Source organism: Acinetobacter sp. (genome assembly GCF_041911495.1).
In the GTDB taxonomy this organism is placed as follows: domain Bacteria; phylum Pseudomonadota; class Gammaproteobacteria; order Pseudomonadales; family Moraxellaceae; genus Acinetobacter.
On sequence record NZ_JAYROT010000084.1, the window covers coordinates 1 to 15,723 of the forward strand.

The window sequence follows — 15,723 nt, forward strand, 5'->3', positions numbered from 1 at the left end:
ATAATACTTATGCTATAGGGGCGTCGCCAAGTGGTAAGGCAGCGGGTTTTGATCTCGCCATCCGTTGGTTCGAATCCAGCCGCCCCTGCCATTTTTCATGATGTTTTTTAAATTTTTTTCTACATTTATAAGCATCTTTAAAACGCATAAGTCATCTTTCGCACACGCCAATCATGATTGACAAAATGATGATTTCGCTATAAAGTGCACACGCATTAGGGGCGTCGCCAAGTGGTAAGGCAGCGGGTTTTGATCTCGCCATCCGTTGGTTCGAATCCAGCCGCCCCTGCCATTATTTTATACTTCTTATTTACCCAAACACATTAAGGGTCCCACATGCCCAATCTTGTCGTTTTTAGTGGAAATGCGCATCCACAATTCGCCCATAAAGTTGTTAGCCACCTTCATATCCCTTTGGGTTCAGCTCAAGTTGCCACTTTTTCTGACGGTGAAATTTCTATTGAAATCACTGAAAATGTCCGTGGTAAAGATGTCTTTATCGTGCAGCCAACTTGTGCACCAACTAATGACAACTTAATGGAAATCTTGGTCATGGCAGATGCGTTACGCCGCTCTAGTGCGGGTCGTATTACTGCGGTGATTCCTTACTTTGGCTATGCACGTCAAGACCGTCGTCCACGTTCTGCACGTGTACCGATTACTGCAAAAGTGGTTGCAGACATGCTCACTACAGTTGGTATTGACCGTGTCGTAATGATCGACTTGCATGCCGATCAGATTCAAGGTTTCTTTGACATTCCAGTAGATAACATCTACGGTACACCTGTACTTTTGGCAGATTTACGTCAACAGCAATATCACAACCTCGTCGTAGTATCTCCTGACGTGGGTGGTGTAGTTCGTGCACGTGCAGTTGCTAAGCAAATGGGTGACATTGACCTTGCAATCATTGACAAACGTCGTCAAAAAGCCAATGAATCACAAGTGATGCACTTGATCGGTGATGTCAAAGACCGTGATTGTGTGATCGTCGATGATATGGTCGATACTGCAGGAACATTGTGCAAAGCTGCTGAGGCACTGAAACAATTTGGCGCACGCCGTGTTGTTGCTTATGCAACGCATCCTGTTTTATCAGGCAAAGCCATTGAAAACTTAAAGAATTCTGTAATTGATGAATTGGTTGTCACAGACACCATTCCACTTTCTCCAGAGATTCAAGCTCTACCAAATATTCGTCAAGTATCGGTGTCTTCAATGGTTGCTGAAACCATTCGACGCATCAATAATGAAGAATCTATTAGCGCAATGTTCGATACTTATATATAATATTGCGCTTTCGAGCCCGATGGATCTCGATTCATCGGGTTTTTTATCGTTGAATTGGTCGCAAATTCAACATGTCATTCACTTTTTGAGGATATCTCAATGAGCAATTTTGTATTAAATGCAAACGCACGTGATACTGCACATGAAGGGAAAGGTGCGAGCCGCCGCCTTCGTCGTGAAGAAAAAGTTCCTGCAATCATCTACGGTGCTGGCAAAGAGCCTGCTTCAATCACTTTGGCACTTCGTGAAGTTGTTAAAGCAATTGAAAGCGAAGCATTCTTCTCTTCTATCGTAACGATCAACGTTGACGGTAAAGAAGAACAAGTGATCATCAAAGCGATGCAACGTCATCCTGCGAAGAACACACCAATGCATGCAGACTTCCTACGTGTGAAAGCGGGCGAAGCGTTAACTGTAAACGTACCTTTACACTTCGAAAACCAAGAAACTTCTGTTGGCGTTAAAGCTGGTGGTATGTTAATGGTGAACTTAAACGAAGTTGAAGTAAAAACTTTACCTCGCAACCTTCCAGAATCTATCTCTGTAGACGTTCAAAACTTGGCAATTGGTGATGTTGTTCACTTGTCAGACCTTAAACTTCCAAAAGGTGTAACGATTCCTGCACTTGAGCAAGGCGAAGGCCATGACCAAGCAGTAGCATCTATCACTGAAGTACGTAAAGCAGCTGAAGATGTTGAAGCTGAAGCGGCTGAGGCTGAAGTTGCAGAAGCACAATCTGAAGAAGCTGAGGCTGAGCAACCTGCTGCAGATTCTGAAGAGAAAAAAGACGAGTAATCGCCTGATGAGTGATCGTGACAACTCGCTATCGCTCATTGTCGGTTTGGGCAATCCGGGTTCGGAATATGCCCAAACCCGACACAACGCTGGCTTTTGGTATGTTGAGCGTCTTGCAGACAAATACAACATTCCTCTGAAAACTGACAGCAAATACCACGCTATCTCAGGACGTGGTACAATCGAAGGATACGATGTTCGTTTACTCCTTCCTCTTACCTATATGAATAGATCTGGTCAAAGTGTTGTTCCCTTTGCCAAATTTTATCAAATTATCCCACAACAGATTCTCATTGCGCATGACGAACTGGATATGAACCCTGGTGTGATTCGCCTTAAAAATGGTGGTGGTCATGGTGGTCATAACGGTTTAAAAGATATCGTCCCGCACATTGGTGCAGATTTCTTACGATTGCGTATTGGTATCGGACACCCTGGCAGTAAAGAGCGTGTTTCTGGGCATGTGCTGAGCAAAGCACCAAGTTCAGAGCAAAAGCTAATGGATCAAGCGATTGACCATGCTTTGGCACAATCCAAATCACTGATACAAGGACAGTTTCAGCAAGCCATGAATGCGATTAACGCGTTTAAAATTGTTTAAAATTTAATCGAAATGTGAAATCGGCTTGTATTATCCTTGTAAAACTTGCAAAATGCACAACTTAATGGTTATGAGCTCATGATTGTTCTGATCATGACATCTTGTTGAGGAGCACTCCCATGCAATCCCGCTTATTAAAATGCAAAATCCACCGTGCAATCGTCACTCAAGCCGAGCTGCATTATGAGGGATCCTGTGCAATTGATGGCGCATTGATGGATTTGGCTGGTATTCGTGAATATGAAGAAATTTATGTTTGGAATGTCACCAATGGCAAACGGTTTGCTACTTATGCAATCCGTGGCGAAGACAACTCTGGCATTATTTCAGTCAATGGTGGCGCTGCACATCAAGCTGATGTAGGCGATATTGTGATCATCGCTACTTTTGGCAACTTCGACGAAGCTGAGGCTAATCGTCACAAACCACGCCTAGTCTACGCAAATCCAGATAATACTGTGAGCCACACAGCCAACTGTATTCCTGTACAAGTCGCATAACGCATTTTTAAAAATTCTGAATCAAGCATCGTCATCTAAACATCAATTCCCAAGTTGTTTATGTCGATGCAATAAAAAAAACCTTGAATCTGCATGATTCAAGGTTTTTGCATTTCGTTTTATGACTAGTTTTTAACCTGATTTATATCTTGTTTTGAATAGTTATTCTTCGTCAAATTCATTGACATTTTGCTGGATAAAATTGGCACGTAGCCATGCCACTTCATAGCTTGCTTGGGCAAGATTTAACACACGTGCTTCAAACAATTTCCATGTGGTTTTGATTTGAGAAGACTCTAAACCCAAACCACTCTCATCAGCAAAATTGACATTTTTTTCGCACAACTTCAACGCATGGTAGAGCTTACGCCCAAGACTTGCATTTGGCATCAGTCGAATGCGTTTATGGGTGAGAAATGCTTCAACCGTTGCTAATTGATATTGTGGCAATAATGGCACGAGGATTTGATCGAGCTGTGCATCTAAGCGTTGCCAAATCGACTGCTTCTCAGCATTGCTATAACGATTCCAATTGATCACTTCATGGTTAAATCGCCGGCAACCACGACATACACTATCGCCAAATACCGTTGAGCACCGCCCTGCACAAGGTGTCAGTAGCAGTTGCGTTTCGGCTTTGATGATCAGGTTGGACATACAATTTTGCTCAAAGAATTTAGCTCGATTAATCCATAACAGTTATATGGAATTATCGCTTTCTGAATTAGATTCCGTTAGAATAACGCACCTCATATTTTTATCAACTTGCTTTTATACATTCGGTTCGATCAACCAGTTTGCTAAGCACGTTCATTGCTCACATCATTTATATTCGGAGTATCTATCCCATGACTGCTACTGTAGAACAGCTTACACCTGTCGCAGAGCCAGCAACATCGTCAGCACAAAACACTGCCACTTGGATCGTTGCCGCACTGTACCAATTTCGTGAAGTTTCAAATCCTGCTGACTTACGTGAGCGTTTACTGAACTTGGTTCAAAGCATCAACCTCTGTGGTACGCTGATCGTAGCAGATGAAGGGATTAATGGTACCGTAGCAGGTGATCGTGAGGCGATTGATCGTATCCGCCAATTCTTGCTCAATGAAGGCTTTAATGCGATGGAATACAAAGAATCGCTGAGCCAAGAAAAACCTTTTCGCAAGATGAAAATTAAACTGAAAAAAGAAATCGTCACTTTGGGCGTCGATGTGAAACCACGTGACTTGGTTGGACATTATCTCAATCCACAAGAGTGGAACGACATGATCAGCCGTGATGATGTGATCTTGATTGATACACGTAACGACTACGAATACCAAGCAGGCACCTTCAAAGGTGCAATCGACCCAAAAACTGAAAGCTTCCGTGAATTTCCCGAATATGTAAAACAACAACTTGCAGAACATAAAGATAAAAAAATTGCCATGTTCTGTACAGGTGGTATTCGCTGTGAAAAATCAACCTCATTGCTTTTACAAGAAGGCTTTGATGAAGTCTATCATCTCAAAGGTGGTATTTTAAAATACTTAGAAGAAATGCCTGCTGAACAAAGCTTGTGGGAAGGTGAATGTTTTGTTTTCGATGGTCGTACAGCGATGACGCACGGTCTTGAAGAAGGTCAGAATGAAAAATGCCACGCTTGCGGTTGGTCAACTACACCTGAAGAACGCGCCCTGCCAAGCTATGAGCACGGTGTATCCTGCGTACATTGCATTGACAAAACTACGGACAAACAAAAAGATGGCTTCCGTATGCGTCAGTCGCAGATTGTAACGGCTAAGCGTAAGCGTCTTTAATTGTTAAGCAATATTTCCCTGTAATAAAAAAATCGCTCAATTGAGCGATTTTTTGGTTATTTATTTACGCAGGAATACGTAATACTTGACCTGGGAAGATTTCATCAGGATCTTTGAGCATTGGTTTGTTTGCATCAAAGATTTTTGGGTATTGGTTGGCGTCGCCATACATTTCCTTAGCGATTTTCGACAAATTGTCGCCTGATTTCACCGTATAGAATTTACTTTCAGGCTCAGCCGTCGCCACTGTCATTTGATCATCAACACGTGCTACATGATCAACATTACCCACAACAAGAATTGCTTTTTCACGAGCAGCTTGTGATGGTGCTTCACCTTTGAGCGTTGCGAGGTCTGTAGTGCTGTTATAGCCAACAGATAAACCTGTGATGCCCAAATCCAAACCTTTCACCAAGCCAAGTAGTTTATTTGCGGTTTCTTGTGCAGATGGTTCACTTGCAGCAGGTGCATTTGGTTGTTCTACTGGCTGTGCGTTATTCTTTTTGCCGATGCCTTTTACAAAATCAAAAAAGCCCATATCAATCTCCATTTTCTTAATATACCAAAATCGGTTCTAAATTTTTAGCCTGATTCAAAGACCTACTCAAGCGAAGAAAATACTCATTCGTGTAATGTTTTGTAAGGTCAATCAAGTCACTTTTGAAATAGTGTAAAAATTTTAGCAATAAAAAAGGTCGCAATATGCGACCTTAAAATATCTTGATTTTTTTAAATTAACCAAGCTTTTCTGTAATGTAATCAATTGCAGATTGAACTGTTGTGATTGCATTTGAGTCTTCATCAGGGATGGTAATGTCAAAGTCATTTTCAAATGACATCACTAACTCGACTAGATCTAAAGAATCAGCACCTAAATCATCCATAAAAGATGCTTCATTTTTGATTTCTTCAGCATTGACACCGAGTTGTTCAGCGACTGCTTGTTTAACACGTTGTTCGATATCGCTCACAGGAATTCTCCTCATTGCTTGTGGCGTTTTGTTCTCGCCTTAGTTTAGATTAAAAATAGATAATGTCAAAGCCAATTACGTGCCTAAACAAAATCATGACATATACATGCCACCGTTGATATGCAACACTGTACCCGTAATATAACTGGCACGATTACTGGCTAAATAGCTGACCGCATCCGCAATGTCTTGGGGTTGACCCAAACGATTTAAAGGGACTTGGGCAATCATTTTTGCTTTGACATCTTCTGCTAAAGATTCAGTCATGTCTGTGGCAATAAATCCAGGGGCAATCGCATTGACAGTGATCTGACGGCTACCCATCTCTTGTGCAAGACTACGCCCAAAGGCTTCGATGCCTGCTTTTGCCGCAGAATAGTTGGTTTGTCCACCATTAGCGAAGTGTGCAACCACCGAGCTAATATTAATAATGCGTCCGAACCGTGCTTTGGTCATGCCTTTTAACACTCGTTTTGATAAGCGATAGACGGCTTTAAGATGCGTATTGATCACTTCATCCCAATCATCTTCATTCAAACGAAGCAATAGATTGTCTTTGGTAATGCCTGCATTATTCACCAAGACCAAGACATTGCCATACTCTGCTTCAATATCGCTAACGATTTGTTCGATCGCATCTTTATCACAGACATTCAGCACCTTGCCTACACCACAGTCTGCGCCTTGAGTCGCTAGGCTTTGGCTAATGCCCTCTGCGCCTTGTTGTGACGTTGCTGTACCCACCACAAAGAATCCATCTTGGGCAAGCTGTGCCGCAATCGCCGCACCAATTCCACGGCTTGCACCTGTCACGAGAGCTACTTTCTTGGTGTCGCTCATTCAGTATTCCTTTTATTCAACATTTCGATTTAAAAATAAGTTTCAATCTAAAAAATAAATAAGTTTATGTTTCAATTGCTTTGATTTGCTGTAAAGCATCTTCAAAACGAGCAACGGTATCTGTTGGGAAAACCTTTTCCACAAATGCTAAGCGTTTCGCCAAATTGCTCAAGACATTACCCGAACCGCATTCCACCAAATAGTGAATACCATTTTGCTCAAACGCATCTAAGGTCTTCGTCCATTGCACAGGTTGATACAACTGATGAATCAACGCTTGTTTCAAGCCATCAACATCAGTCGCTACCGCAGCATTGACGTTATTAATCACTGTAATTTTTGGCAACTGAAGCTCAACAGCATTCAACGCATCAATAAACTGCTCTGACGCACCTTTCATCAGGCGACAGTGTGAGGGAACAGACACAGGCAAGACAATGGCTTTTCCGCTCAATTCCTTCGCATGAGTCATGGCAACTTGTACCGCTTCGGCATCACCTGCGATCACCACCTGACCTTTGGCATTGAAGTTGGCTGCTTCGACTTGCCCTGCACCCACTTGTGAAGATGCCTCGCACAATTCAATCACTTGCTCATCACTTAAACCGAGAATCGCCGCCATCGAACCTTGACCATGTGGCACGGCTTGTTGCATCAACTGACCACGACGATTTACCAATTTTACTGCATCAGCTAAAGTCATTGCTTCTGCTGCGACCAGCGCACTATATTCACCGAGTGAATGCCCTGCCATATATTTTGGCACAACGCCACCCTGCTCTAGCCACACACGCCATAGCGCAATACTTGCCGTGAGTAATGCAGGTTGAGTAAATTCGGTTTGATCTAAATGTTTATCTAGGTGCTCACCTGACTGGGCAATCTGCCACAGATCAAAACCAAGCGCATCCGATGCCTCTTGGAAGATACTGAGAATACTTGGATATTTTTCAGCAAGCTCCGCCAACATGCCAACTTTTTGTGAGCCTTGACCAGGGAAAACAAAAGCTGTTTGTGTGGCGCGTTGCTGTGAATCAGATAATAAAGATTGAAATGATGATGACATAAAGAATCCGTGTTATATCAACTTTTAAAATGATTTAAGCTTATCAAGCTCCACTGACTTGTCTAGCATCAAAACTGTCTTTTTATTGTTTTTCGGTGATTTTTTAATTGGCAAAAAAGATGATTTGTCATCTTTCATTACATTTAATAGGAGCATCTTTTGAGCATTAAAAAAGGGAGCATTTGCTCCCCTTTTGCATCGCACTAACTGCGATTCTGCCGATTATTCTGCGTCAGTTGCCTGAGCGAATAATTGACGACCACGGTAGATACCGTCTTTAGTTACGTGGTGACGACGATGTGTTTCACCAGTCGTTTGGTCTACAGTTAGAGTGCTCGCAGTCAAAGCATCATGAGAACGGCGCATATCACGGCGAGAGCGGCTTTTACGGTTTTGCTGAACAGCCATGAGTGGCTCCTTTACAAATACAAAAATGGATCAAACAATCAACGGGCGCAAGTATAGCACATTATGAGCCCAATTTACCCTTCAAACCTGCCAAAACATCGAACGGATTATCACGTTCGGCTTTTTCTTCAGTTTGAACAGTTGGTCGATGTTTGTGTTCACAAGCGTCATGCTTAGGTGAGTTTGGCATCGACAATAACAGTTCATCTTCAAGTAAAGCGATCAGATCGATAGTCGCAGGAGCATTCATATCCCCTTTGGTCGTTCCGAGGTCTTCACCTAAAATAATGAAATCAGCATCCTCATCCAAGAAATCTAACTCACGATCATCATCGATTAAGGCAACATGTACATCTGTTTCAAGTGGCACATCGACTTGATCCAAACAACGTTGGCATCGAAGTGGTACACTCGCTTGCAAATGTGCAGTCAACCAAGCAATACGATGATAAGCATCTAAGGATAACTTACATTCGACCTGTACCGATCGATCATCAATTGATCCAATCGCCTCATGTGCAATACGAGTAAAGCGAGATAATGGCAGTTGACCTGACCATGTATAACCTTGCTCTGCCCATTTAAATGGCTCAATCTGTGTCGGAAAGGTATTTGCTGACATAGTAGGGTCTGCTGATAGTTCAAATCTAGTTGCGACAGTGATCATTTTTTAGATGATACAAGACAGGGATTGCGAAATTTAGTTATTCTAAATCAGCAAGACCTAACGCAGTAGCATCAAAAAATGATCCTGTCCCGTCGGGTTGCAAGTAAGATTGCCTCATACTTCGTTATGAAACTTGGTAAGGAAATCGTCATTACCTGCGCTTCATGCCTCGTCTGCGACAATTTTCTTTGCAACGCAAAATATATTTGAACTGTCAGCAGACCCTTAAGGGACGCAATTCTACAAATTCATCAAACTAATGTCAAAGATTAAGATACAATTTCGCATCTAAATTTTGTACTGTTTGAGAGAAATTAGTCATTATGAATCCGTCGCAAGCGAAAAATATCGCTTCTACAACGTCTTCGGCTCAAAATATTCAATCACTTAGCTCATGGTCAGCGTGTCACACCGAAGCCATGCAAGTGGATTGGCTAATTTTACACTTTAATCAATGGTTTTCCCACCACAATGTGATTTTAGTCCGTGGCGAACATGAACCTGAATATTTCCCTGCAACGGCTGATTCTCCTGCCAAGATTCAGTTTGCGCACGGTTTTTTTAATAGTGCACTGCATGAAATCAGTCATTGGTGTATTGCAGGTGCAAAACGTCGTACGCAAGCCGATCTCGGCTATTGGTATGCACCTGATGGACGTAGCGAATCACAGCAAGCTTTATTTGAACAAGTCGAAGTCAAACCTCAAGCCTTAGAATGGTTATTTGCCAAATCTTGCGGGCGACCATTTCGAGTATCACTCGATAATCTGACTGGCGAAGGTGGTGATGGAAAATCATTTAAAGACAATGTATTTATGCAAGTACAGACTTTTTTAATTAATCCGCAGAGCATTCCCAAAGATGGCTTTGCGCTCATTCAACATTTATGCGAAGAAATTCGAGATGGAAAAATTTTAGAAATTAGCGAGTTTCAACGCACTGATTTATCCTAAAAATAGTTAAAAAATCCAAAACTTGGATTTTGATAGGTTGTGCATTCTGAATGAGCTTCGTGAAAAAGTGCTATAATAATCATATTCCTCTATTGGACACTTTCCATGTTGCATCTTCGCATACACCCTGACAATCCTCAGCCTCGCTTGATTAGCCAAGCAGTTGAGCGAATTCGTGCAGGTGATGTGGTAGTCTATCCAACTGATGCAGCCTATGCGATTGGCTGTCAAATTGGAAATAAATCGGCAATGGATCGGATTTCACAGATTCGTGGACTATCTGAAAAGCATCAATACGCAATTATCTGTCAGGATTTATCAGACATTGCGACTTATGCCAAAGTCGATAATGCAATGTATCGCTTGCTCAAAGCCAATACGCCTGCGATCACCACGTATATTTTGCCTGCGACCAGTGAAGTGCCACGTCGCTTGATGCACCCAAAGAAAAAAACCATTGGACTACGCATTCCAAGCAATCCCATTGCGCAAGCCTTACTCAAAGAGCTTGGCGAGCCGTTGATTACCAGTACGCTGATTCTGCCTAATCAAACTGATCCGCTTGATGATCCTTTTGATATTGAGATGCAACTGGGGAAACGTATTGATGTGTTTATTGATGGTGGACTAGGCATGCTTGCAACCACCAGTATTATTGATCTATCACAAGAAAACCCCACGATTGTGCGTCGTGGGTTGGGTAATGTAAGTGCTTTTGAGTAAATTTAAGCTGAATCTATAAACTGATGAATTAACTCGCTTAACTTGTTATTTTGTAAACCATCTTCATCAAAATTATCTGCACTCAACCAAGCCTCATATCCTTTTTGAAGGATTAACCATTCATCATCCAATAATGAAAACCATGCTGTATTACGGTTTCGTCCTTTATAAATCCGATCTTGCCGAAATAGACCTTCATAAGTAAAACCAAAGCGCAATGCCGCATTCTTTGATGGCTGATTTAAATCATCACATTTCCACTCTACTCGACGAAATTCTGACTGGAAGCTCGTATTTAACAGTAGGTAAATGACTTCTGTTGAAACTTTTTGACGGCGTAGCTCATGTGAAAAATACACATTACCAATTTCTATTGCACCAACTGCCACACGAGCATTCATTAAGGCAATATAACCAAGCAATCGACCATCAACTTCTATGAGGTAATGAATACAGCTTTCAAATCCAAAATTTTTTTCTAAACTATCTAAGAGTTGTTCAGCATTGATTGGTTTTTCATAAGGTAAATATGTCCAACAACGCTCATCAGGCTCGCTCTCAATCACCTGATAAAGTTGAGCAATTCTATCTTCCGCTTCTGTCAATTTTTGAAAAGGAATAAGTCGTAGTTGGCTTTGACCGTTCAAAACCTTTTCTTCAATCATTTGAAAATGTGTTGTATCAACAAGCTCACCAACTGGTTGTTGATATTCATTTAATCTGTTTTTTTGATAATTTTTCATTTTCTAGCACTTTTTGATGTGAGAGAAATACAGTCGAATATCTCTTTATTCGACTGTTCCATTTTTCATTTTTAGATCTGCTGTTGTGATTTCACCTGATCACAATTTTGCTGTAGCACTTGACTATATGGTGCAATACTTTGCGTGAGCCACACATTACCACCGATAGTTGAGCCTTTACCAATCGTCACTCGCCCAAGTATCGTTGCCCCTGCATAGATCACCACATCATCCTCTACGATCGGATGGCGTGCATAATCTTTTTTCAGGCTACCCGCTTCATCAACTTCAAAGCGTTTTGCGCCCAAAGTCACGGCTTGGTAAATTCGTACATTTTTGCCAATGATGCAAGTTTCACCAATCACTACACCTGTACCATGATCAATAAAGAAACCTTGTCCAATCGTTGCGCCGGGATGAATATCTATCCCTGTGGCTGAGTGCGCTTGTTCAGAAATTATTCGTGCTAATAACGGTACGTCAGCGTAGAGCTGATGCGCAAGTCGATGGTAAATAATCGCAAGCATCCCCGGATACGTAATCAATACTTCATCGACGCTTCGTGCTGCAGGATCACCTTCAAAAGCAGCACAAGCATCTGTATCCAATAATCGACGAATCTGTGGCAGTTGATCGGCAAACTCTTGCACAATCTGATGGGCTAATGTTTTTTGCTGAGCTAAATCTACTGGCTGTTGCTGACGACGTTGATCATAAGACAGTGCCAAGATCACTTGCTGTTTTAACGCATTAAGCACTTTATCTAAAGCATAAGCGATATAGAAATCTTCGCTTTCCTGACGCAAATCCGTCGGTCCAAGACGCATTGGAAATAAGATACCGCACAACTCATTGACGATGGCTTTTAACGCATTTTTTGATGGTAACTCTCGCCCACCATATTCTTTGGCACGGTGCTGTGATTCTCGCCAATCGTGGCGAGCATGTTGTAAACCTTCAATGATTTGTTTTACTTGCCAGTGTGCCAATGCGATCTCCTGATTCAAAATGGTTAAATCTATGGTGGATTGAAATAATTATACATACATTGAGGGCATCAAGACATTCTCGCTTATTCTCATAAAAATTACGTGAATAGTTACGCAACACCTAAATCTAGTATGCATTTCAACTAGGAGAAAAATAACTTAAATTTCAGAATGATATTCTTAAAAAATACAATAAGACATGAGTTTTCTAAAACATTAACCTACTAGTTCACTTTTTTGAGTTCAATATTGGATATAAATCGACTACAATTGACCAAATTTTTTGAAATGTCGTATTTTCGGTCAATTCAAAATTCATGCTTTTGAAAATTCGCGTGGCTATAACATCAGTTTTCCCATGACTGATAGAAATATGTGCACTAACACCAATTTGCACAAAGAATAGGTACAACAACCGTGGCTTTAGAGTCTGTCAACACGATCCCTGAAGAAAAAATATCTTCAATACGTGTCTTAGATGAGTATTATCAGGCAATTCCTGAGGATCTCTACATCCCGCCAGAAGCCTTTGCCATTTTATTATCTCAGTTTGAAGGCCCTTTAGATTTTTTGTTGTATCTTGTGCAAAAGAATGGTTTTGACTTGAAACATCTCGATATAGCGCCGATTGCCAAACAGTATTTGCACTATATGGAGCAAATGAAATCGCTGAATATCGAGCTCACCGCAGACTATATGGTGATGGCTGCATTACTTGCCGATTTGAAATCACGACTGCTACTCCCTGTACCTGAAACAGCAATCGAATTTGAAGATGATCCGAAAAAACAACTCATCGAACGTCTTGAACATTATTTAAAAATTAAACAAGCGGCTGAACGCTTGGCGATGCACAGCATTTTGGAACGTGACGTTTTTGTTGCGCAAGCTGATCTTGGCGAACGAGGTCAAGTCATTGATCGCTTTGATGTGACCGATTTGCACGATGCCTTAATGTGTATTTTTCAGCGCCCTGATCCGCACGTCCATCAGGTTGAGCATGAAACTGTTCAGCTTGAAGAGCGGATGCAATTTATTCAATCGCAATTGGCGACTGGCGCATGTATTGAATTTGGACGTTTGCTAAATCCAAGTCAAGGGCGTATGGGTGTTGTGGTGACTTTTGTCGCCGTTTTAGAGTTGGTAAAACAACAGCAAGTGACGATTGTACATGATGGTGTAGAACGGAAGCTCTCTATTCAGAGCAAGTCTTTTCAAGACAAAGCACTTGGAAATACCGATGATCAAGGAGAAGCGAATGCAAAACACTTTTCCTGATCAGCCGACCAATCTCGATGATATGCATCATGAAGCCTTGATGCAAATTGAGGCGCTTATTTTTGCCAGTGACACACCTGTCACCATTGCACGAATCAAACAGGCTTTAGGTGACCATTTTTCCAGTAGTCAAATCCGTCAACTCTTACAACAGTTGGCGTTACTACAGCATGGTCGCTCAGTCGAGCTGATCGAAACGGCTCAAGGCTTTCGCCTACAAGTTCGTGCCAAATATCGCCACATTATTCAACAGGCTTGGCCTGAGCGACCTGTCAAGCTATCACCAAGTCTGCTAGAGATACTCGCTGTGGTTGCTTATCATCAGCCTGTGACACGTGCCGATATCGAGCAGATTCGTGGTGTCAGCAACAATAGTCAAGTTTTGCGTACTTTGTTTGAGTGGAATTGGATCAAAGAGTCAGGCTCTCGGGATGCTCCCGGTCGCCCTGCGCTCTTGGTGACAACACCTCATTTTTTAAATGCTTTTGGTTTAGCATCGTTAAATGATCTCCCAGTTATTCAAGATCACAAGGAGGGCTTAGCACAGCTTGAGCATTCAAGTCCGTGCTAAAGGAGTGATGTTGATGATTTTTATTTTTAAGGTTGTGCTGTTATGAGTGAAAAGCTACAAAAAGTCCTCGCCCGTGTTGGACTGGGTTCTCGTCGTTATATGGAAGAAGTTATTGCCGCTGGTCGTGTCAGTGTTAATGGTAAAATTGCCGAAGTCGGTCAACGTATCGAACACGGCGATGAGCTGCGTATCGACGGTCGTAAAGTGGATTATCAACTTGAAGATGATATTCGCCGTCGTGTATTGGTGTACTACAAACCAGAAGGTGAAATCTGCTCGAAGAATGATCCAGAAAATCGTCCAACCGTATTTGATAATTTACCGACGATCGCCAATGATCGCTGGGTGATGGTTGGTCGCTTGGATATTAACAGTACAGGTTTATTGCTATTTACCAATGATGGTGAACTTGCCAATCGCTTGATGCACCCTTCGAATGAAATCGAACGTGAATATGCGGTACGTGTCATGGGTGAAGTGACGCCACAGATACGAAACACATTACTTGCAGGTGTAGAGCTTGACGATGGTCCTGCCAAATTCGAATCATTTACTGATCTTGGCGGTGAAGGTATTAACCGTTGGTATCAAGTCGTGGTCAAAGAAGGTCGTAACCGTGAAGTCCGTCGCCTCTTCGAATCTCAAGAGCTCAAAGTCAGCCGCCTTTTACGTACTCGTTATGGTTCAGTGATTCTGCCTCGTGAGCTTCGTACTGGCCGTTGGATCGAACTCGATAAGCACGATATTGATAATTTGACAAAACTTGTTGAGCTAAAGCCACGTCAAGGTACTGGTCTGTACGGCATGGCTAAACGTCGTACTGAAAAGATGAAAGAAAATCCGCTTCCTGCACGTCGTGGTGGCTACTTGCGCCAACAACGCCGTGACACAGAAGAAGCTCAGGCTCAGCCACAAGAAAAACCTGCGTTCAATAAAAAACGTAATTTTGATTATGCGAACAAAGGTTTCAAACGCTTTAAAGCAGATTAATAAAATCATCTAATTGCCATACGACTAAGCCCTTTGATGTTGAACATCAAAGGGCTTAATTCATTCTCAGCGCTCAAAAATAAAAAGCCCTAAACATGTGTTTAGGGCTTTTTGAATATGGTGGCGTGACCCAGGATCGAACTGGGGACACACGGATTTTCAATCCGTTGCTCTACCGACTGAGCTATCGCGCCAATGGCGTGTATTAAACCGATTTATCAAACAAAGGTCAAGCTTGAACGTTTGCAATTCAATCAATTAAGCAGTTTTCATTATCTTTAGCCAAGAAATAGGCAAAAAAAAGAGCCCTGATGGGGTCAGGGCTTGAAATCACAATACTAAAAATAAATGTATGTGAATATATGGTGGCGTGACCCAGGATCGAACTGGGGACACACGGATTTTCAATCCGTTGCTCTACCGACTGAGCTATCGCGCCGATGGCGTGTATTAAACCGATTTATCCAACAAAGGTCAAGCATTAAACTTGGCTTCACGCTGATTTGACGACCATTTGCACACTTTTACAGCAATACAAC

18 protein-coding genes, 4 tRNA genes and 1 pseudogene are annotated in these 15,723 nt (G+C 42.0%); 12 read left to right on the forward strand and 11 right to left on the reverse strand.

Annotated features, from left to right (window positions below; genetic code table 11):
• Positions 1 to 16 precede the first annotated feature (16 nt).
• From ACE3PQ_RS11075 to panD, 6 genes are all read left to right on the forward strand, one after another.
• Positions 17 to 91 (forward strand) — tRNA-Gln (locus tag ACE3PQ_RS11075).
• A gap of 126 nt (positions 92 to 217) precedes the next feature.
• Positions 218 to 292, forward strand: a tRNA-Gln gene (locus ACE3PQ_RS11080).
• A gap of 44 nt (positions 293 to 336) precedes the next feature.
• On the forward strand, positions 337 to 1,290 hold the full coding sequence (locus ACE3PQ_RS11085) for a ribose-phosphate pyrophosphokinase (RefSeq protein WP_241572650.1): 954 nt from the start codon (positions 337 to 339) through the stop codon (positions 1,288 to 1,290).
• 99 nt (positions 1,291 to 1,389) lie between these two features.
• Positions 1,390 to 2,085, forward strand: a complete 696-nt coding sequence (locus tag ACE3PQ_RS11090; RefSeq protein ID WP_298890953.1) for a 50S ribosomal protein L25/general stress protein Ctc — start codon at positions 1,390 to 1,392, stop codon at positions 2,083 to 2,085.
• Between the two features lie 7 nt (positions 2,086 to 2,092).
• The gene (gene pth / locus ACE3PQ_RS11095; protein ID WP_374297904.1) at positions 2,093 to 2,686 is read left to right on the forward strand and encodes an aminoacyl-tRNA hydrolase; all 594 of its coding nucleotides are present in this window, start codon (positions 2,093 to 2,095) and stop codon (positions 2,684 to 2,686) included.
• A 119-nt stretch (positions 2,687 to 2,805) separates the two neighbouring features.
• Positions 2,806 to 3,186 (forward strand): aspartate 1-decarboxylase, encoded by a 381-nt coding sequence (gene panD / locus ACE3PQ_RS11100; RefSeq protein WP_241572643.1) that lies wholly within the window; start codon positions 2,806 to 2,808, stop codon positions 3,184 to 3,186.
• Positions 3,187 to 3,348: 162 nt separating this feature from the next.
• On the opposite strand, the gene ACE3PQ_RS11105 is transcribed toward panD, so the two are convergent.
• On the reverse strand, positions 3,349 to 3,843 hold the full coding sequence (locus tag ACE3PQ_RS11105) for a DUF1289 domain-containing protein (protein ID WP_374297910.1): 495 nt from the start codon (positions 3,841 to 3,843) through the stop codon (positions 3,349 to 3,351).
• A 191-nt stretch (positions 3,844 to 4,034) separates the two neighbouring features.
• Here ACE3PQ_RS11105 and ACE3PQ_RS11110 point away from each other — a divergent pair, with 191 nt between their 5' ends.
• Complete coding sequence (locus ACE3PQ_RS11110) at positions 4,035 to 4,985, forward strand: rhodanese-related sulfurtransferase (protein WP_374297913.1); 951 nt, start codon at positions 4,035 to 4,037, stop codon at positions 4,983 to 4,985.
• Positions 4,986 to 5,049: 64 nt separating this feature from the next.
• Here ACE3PQ_RS11110 and lysM read toward each other — a convergent pair whose 3' ends face one another.
• The 6 genes from lysM to ACE3PQ_RS11140 all read right to left on the reverse strand — a co-directional run bounded on the left by lysM (position 5,050) and on the right by ACE3PQ_RS11140 (position 8,892).
• Positions 5,050 to 5,523 carry a peptidoglycan-binding protein LysM gene (gene lysM / locus ACE3PQ_RS11115; RefSeq protein WP_374297917.1) on the reverse strand — a complete coding sequence of 158 codons (474 nt, stop codon included), beginning with the start codon at positions 5,521 to 5,523 and terminating at the stop codon, positions 5,050 to 5,052.
• Between the two features lie 196 nt (positions 5,524 to 5,719).
• Complete coding sequence (gene acpP / locus ACE3PQ_RS11120) at positions 5,720 to 5,956, reverse strand: acyl carrier protein (RefSeq protein WP_241572629.1); 237 nt, start codon at positions 5,954 to 5,956, stop codon at positions 5,720 to 5,722.
• A 93-nt stretch (positions 5,957 to 6,049) separates the two neighbouring features.
• A complete protein-coding gene (fabG, locus tag ACE3PQ_RS11125; protein ID WP_374297921.1) occupies positions 6,050 to 6,796 on the reverse strand; it encodes a 3-oxoacyl-ACP reductase FabG in 747 nt (248 codons plus the stop codon).
• A gap of 64 nt (positions 6,797 to 6,860) precedes the next feature.
• Positions 6,861 to 7,862, reverse strand: a complete 1,002-nt coding sequence (gene fabD, locus ACE3PQ_RS11130; protein WP_374297924.1) for an ACP S-malonyltransferase — start codon at positions 7,860 to 7,862, stop codon at positions 6,861 to 6,863.
• Between the two features lie 222 nt (positions 7,863 to 8,084).
• Positions 8,085 to 8,270, reverse strand: coding sequence for a 50S ribosomal protein L32 (gene rpmF / locus ACE3PQ_RS11135; RefSeq protein WP_241572620.1), 186 nt, complete (start codon positions 8,268 to 8,270; stop codon positions 8,085 to 8,087).
• A 61-nt stretch (positions 8,271 to 8,331) separates the two neighbouring features.
• Complete coding sequence (locus tag ACE3PQ_RS11140) at positions 8,332 to 8,892, reverse strand: DUF177 domain-containing protein (RefSeq protein WP_241572615.1); 561 nt, start codon at positions 8,890 to 8,892, stop codon at positions 8,332 to 8,334.
• A gap of 368 nt (positions 8,893 to 9,260) precedes the next feature.
• Between ACE3PQ_RS11140 and ACE3PQ_RS11145 the strand changes: the two genes are divergently transcribed.
• On the forward strand, positions 9,261 to 9,890 hold the full coding sequence (locus ACE3PQ_RS11145) for an elongation factor P hydroxylase (RefSeq protein WP_374297930.1): 630 nt from the start codon (positions 9,261 to 9,263) through the stop codon (positions 9,888 to 9,890).
• A 105-nt stretch (positions 9,891 to 9,995) separates the two neighbouring features.
• Positions 9,996 to 10,613, forward strand: coding sequence for an L-threonylcarbamoyladenylate synthase (locus ACE3PQ_RS11150; RefSeq protein ID WP_374297932.1), 618 nt, complete (start codon positions 9,996 to 9,998; stop codon positions 10,611 to 10,613).
• A gap of 2 nt (positions 10,614 to 10,615) precedes the next feature.
• Here ACE3PQ_RS11150 and ACE3PQ_RS11155 read toward each other — a convergent pair whose 3' ends face one another.
• Both ACE3PQ_RS11155 and epsC read right to left on the reverse strand, forming a co-directional pair.
• Positions 10,616 to 11,356 (reverse strand): GNAT family N-acetyltransferase, encoded by a 741-nt coding sequence (locus tag ACE3PQ_RS11155; protein ID WP_374297935.1) that lies wholly within the window; start codon positions 11,354 to 11,356, stop codon positions 10,616 to 10,618.
• Between the two features lie 71 nt (positions 11,357 to 11,427).
• Positions 11,428 to 12,345, reverse strand: coding sequence for a serine O-acetyltransferase EpsC (epsC, locus tag ACE3PQ_RS11160; RefSeq protein WP_374297937.1), 918 nt, complete (start codon positions 12,343 to 12,345; stop codon positions 11,428 to 11,430).
• A gap of 417 nt (positions 12,346 to 12,762) precedes the next feature.
• Between epsC and ACE3PQ_RS11165 the strand changes: the two are divergent.
• The 3 genes and pseudogenes from ACE3PQ_RS11165 to rluB all read left to right on the forward strand — a co-directional run.
• A pseudogene (locus ACE3PQ_RS11165) lies at positions 12,763 to 13,557 on the forward strand (ScpA family protein); the annotation flags it as partial.
• Positions 13,558 to 13,603: 46 nt separating this feature from the next.
• A complete protein-coding gene (gene scpB / locus ACE3PQ_RS11170; protein ID WP_374297939.1) occupies positions 13,604 to 14,194 on the forward strand; it encodes an SMC-Scp complex subunit ScpB in 591 nt (196 codons plus the stop codon).
• 42 nt (positions 14,195 to 14,236) lie between these two features.
• Positions 14,237 to 15,184: a 23S rRNA pseudouridine(2605) synthase RluB gene (rluB, locus tag ACE3PQ_RS11175; RefSeq protein WP_374297941.1), complete on the forward strand. Its 948-nt coding sequence runs from the start codon at positions 14,237 to 14,239 to the stop codon at positions 15,182 to 15,184.
• 118 nt (positions 15,185 to 15,302) lie between these two features.
• Here the strand turns inward: rluB and ACE3PQ_RS11180 are convergent.
• Together ACE3PQ_RS11180 and ACE3PQ_RS11185 are read right to left on the reverse strand one after the other, a co-directional pair.
• A tRNA-Phe gene (locus tag ACE3PQ_RS11180) sits at positions 15,303 to 15,378 on the reverse strand.
• Between the two features lie 169 nt (positions 15,379 to 15,547).
• Positions 15,548 to 15,623, reverse strand: a tRNA-Phe gene (locus ACE3PQ_RS11185).
• Between the last annotated feature and the right edge of the window lie 100 nt (positions 15,624 to 15,723).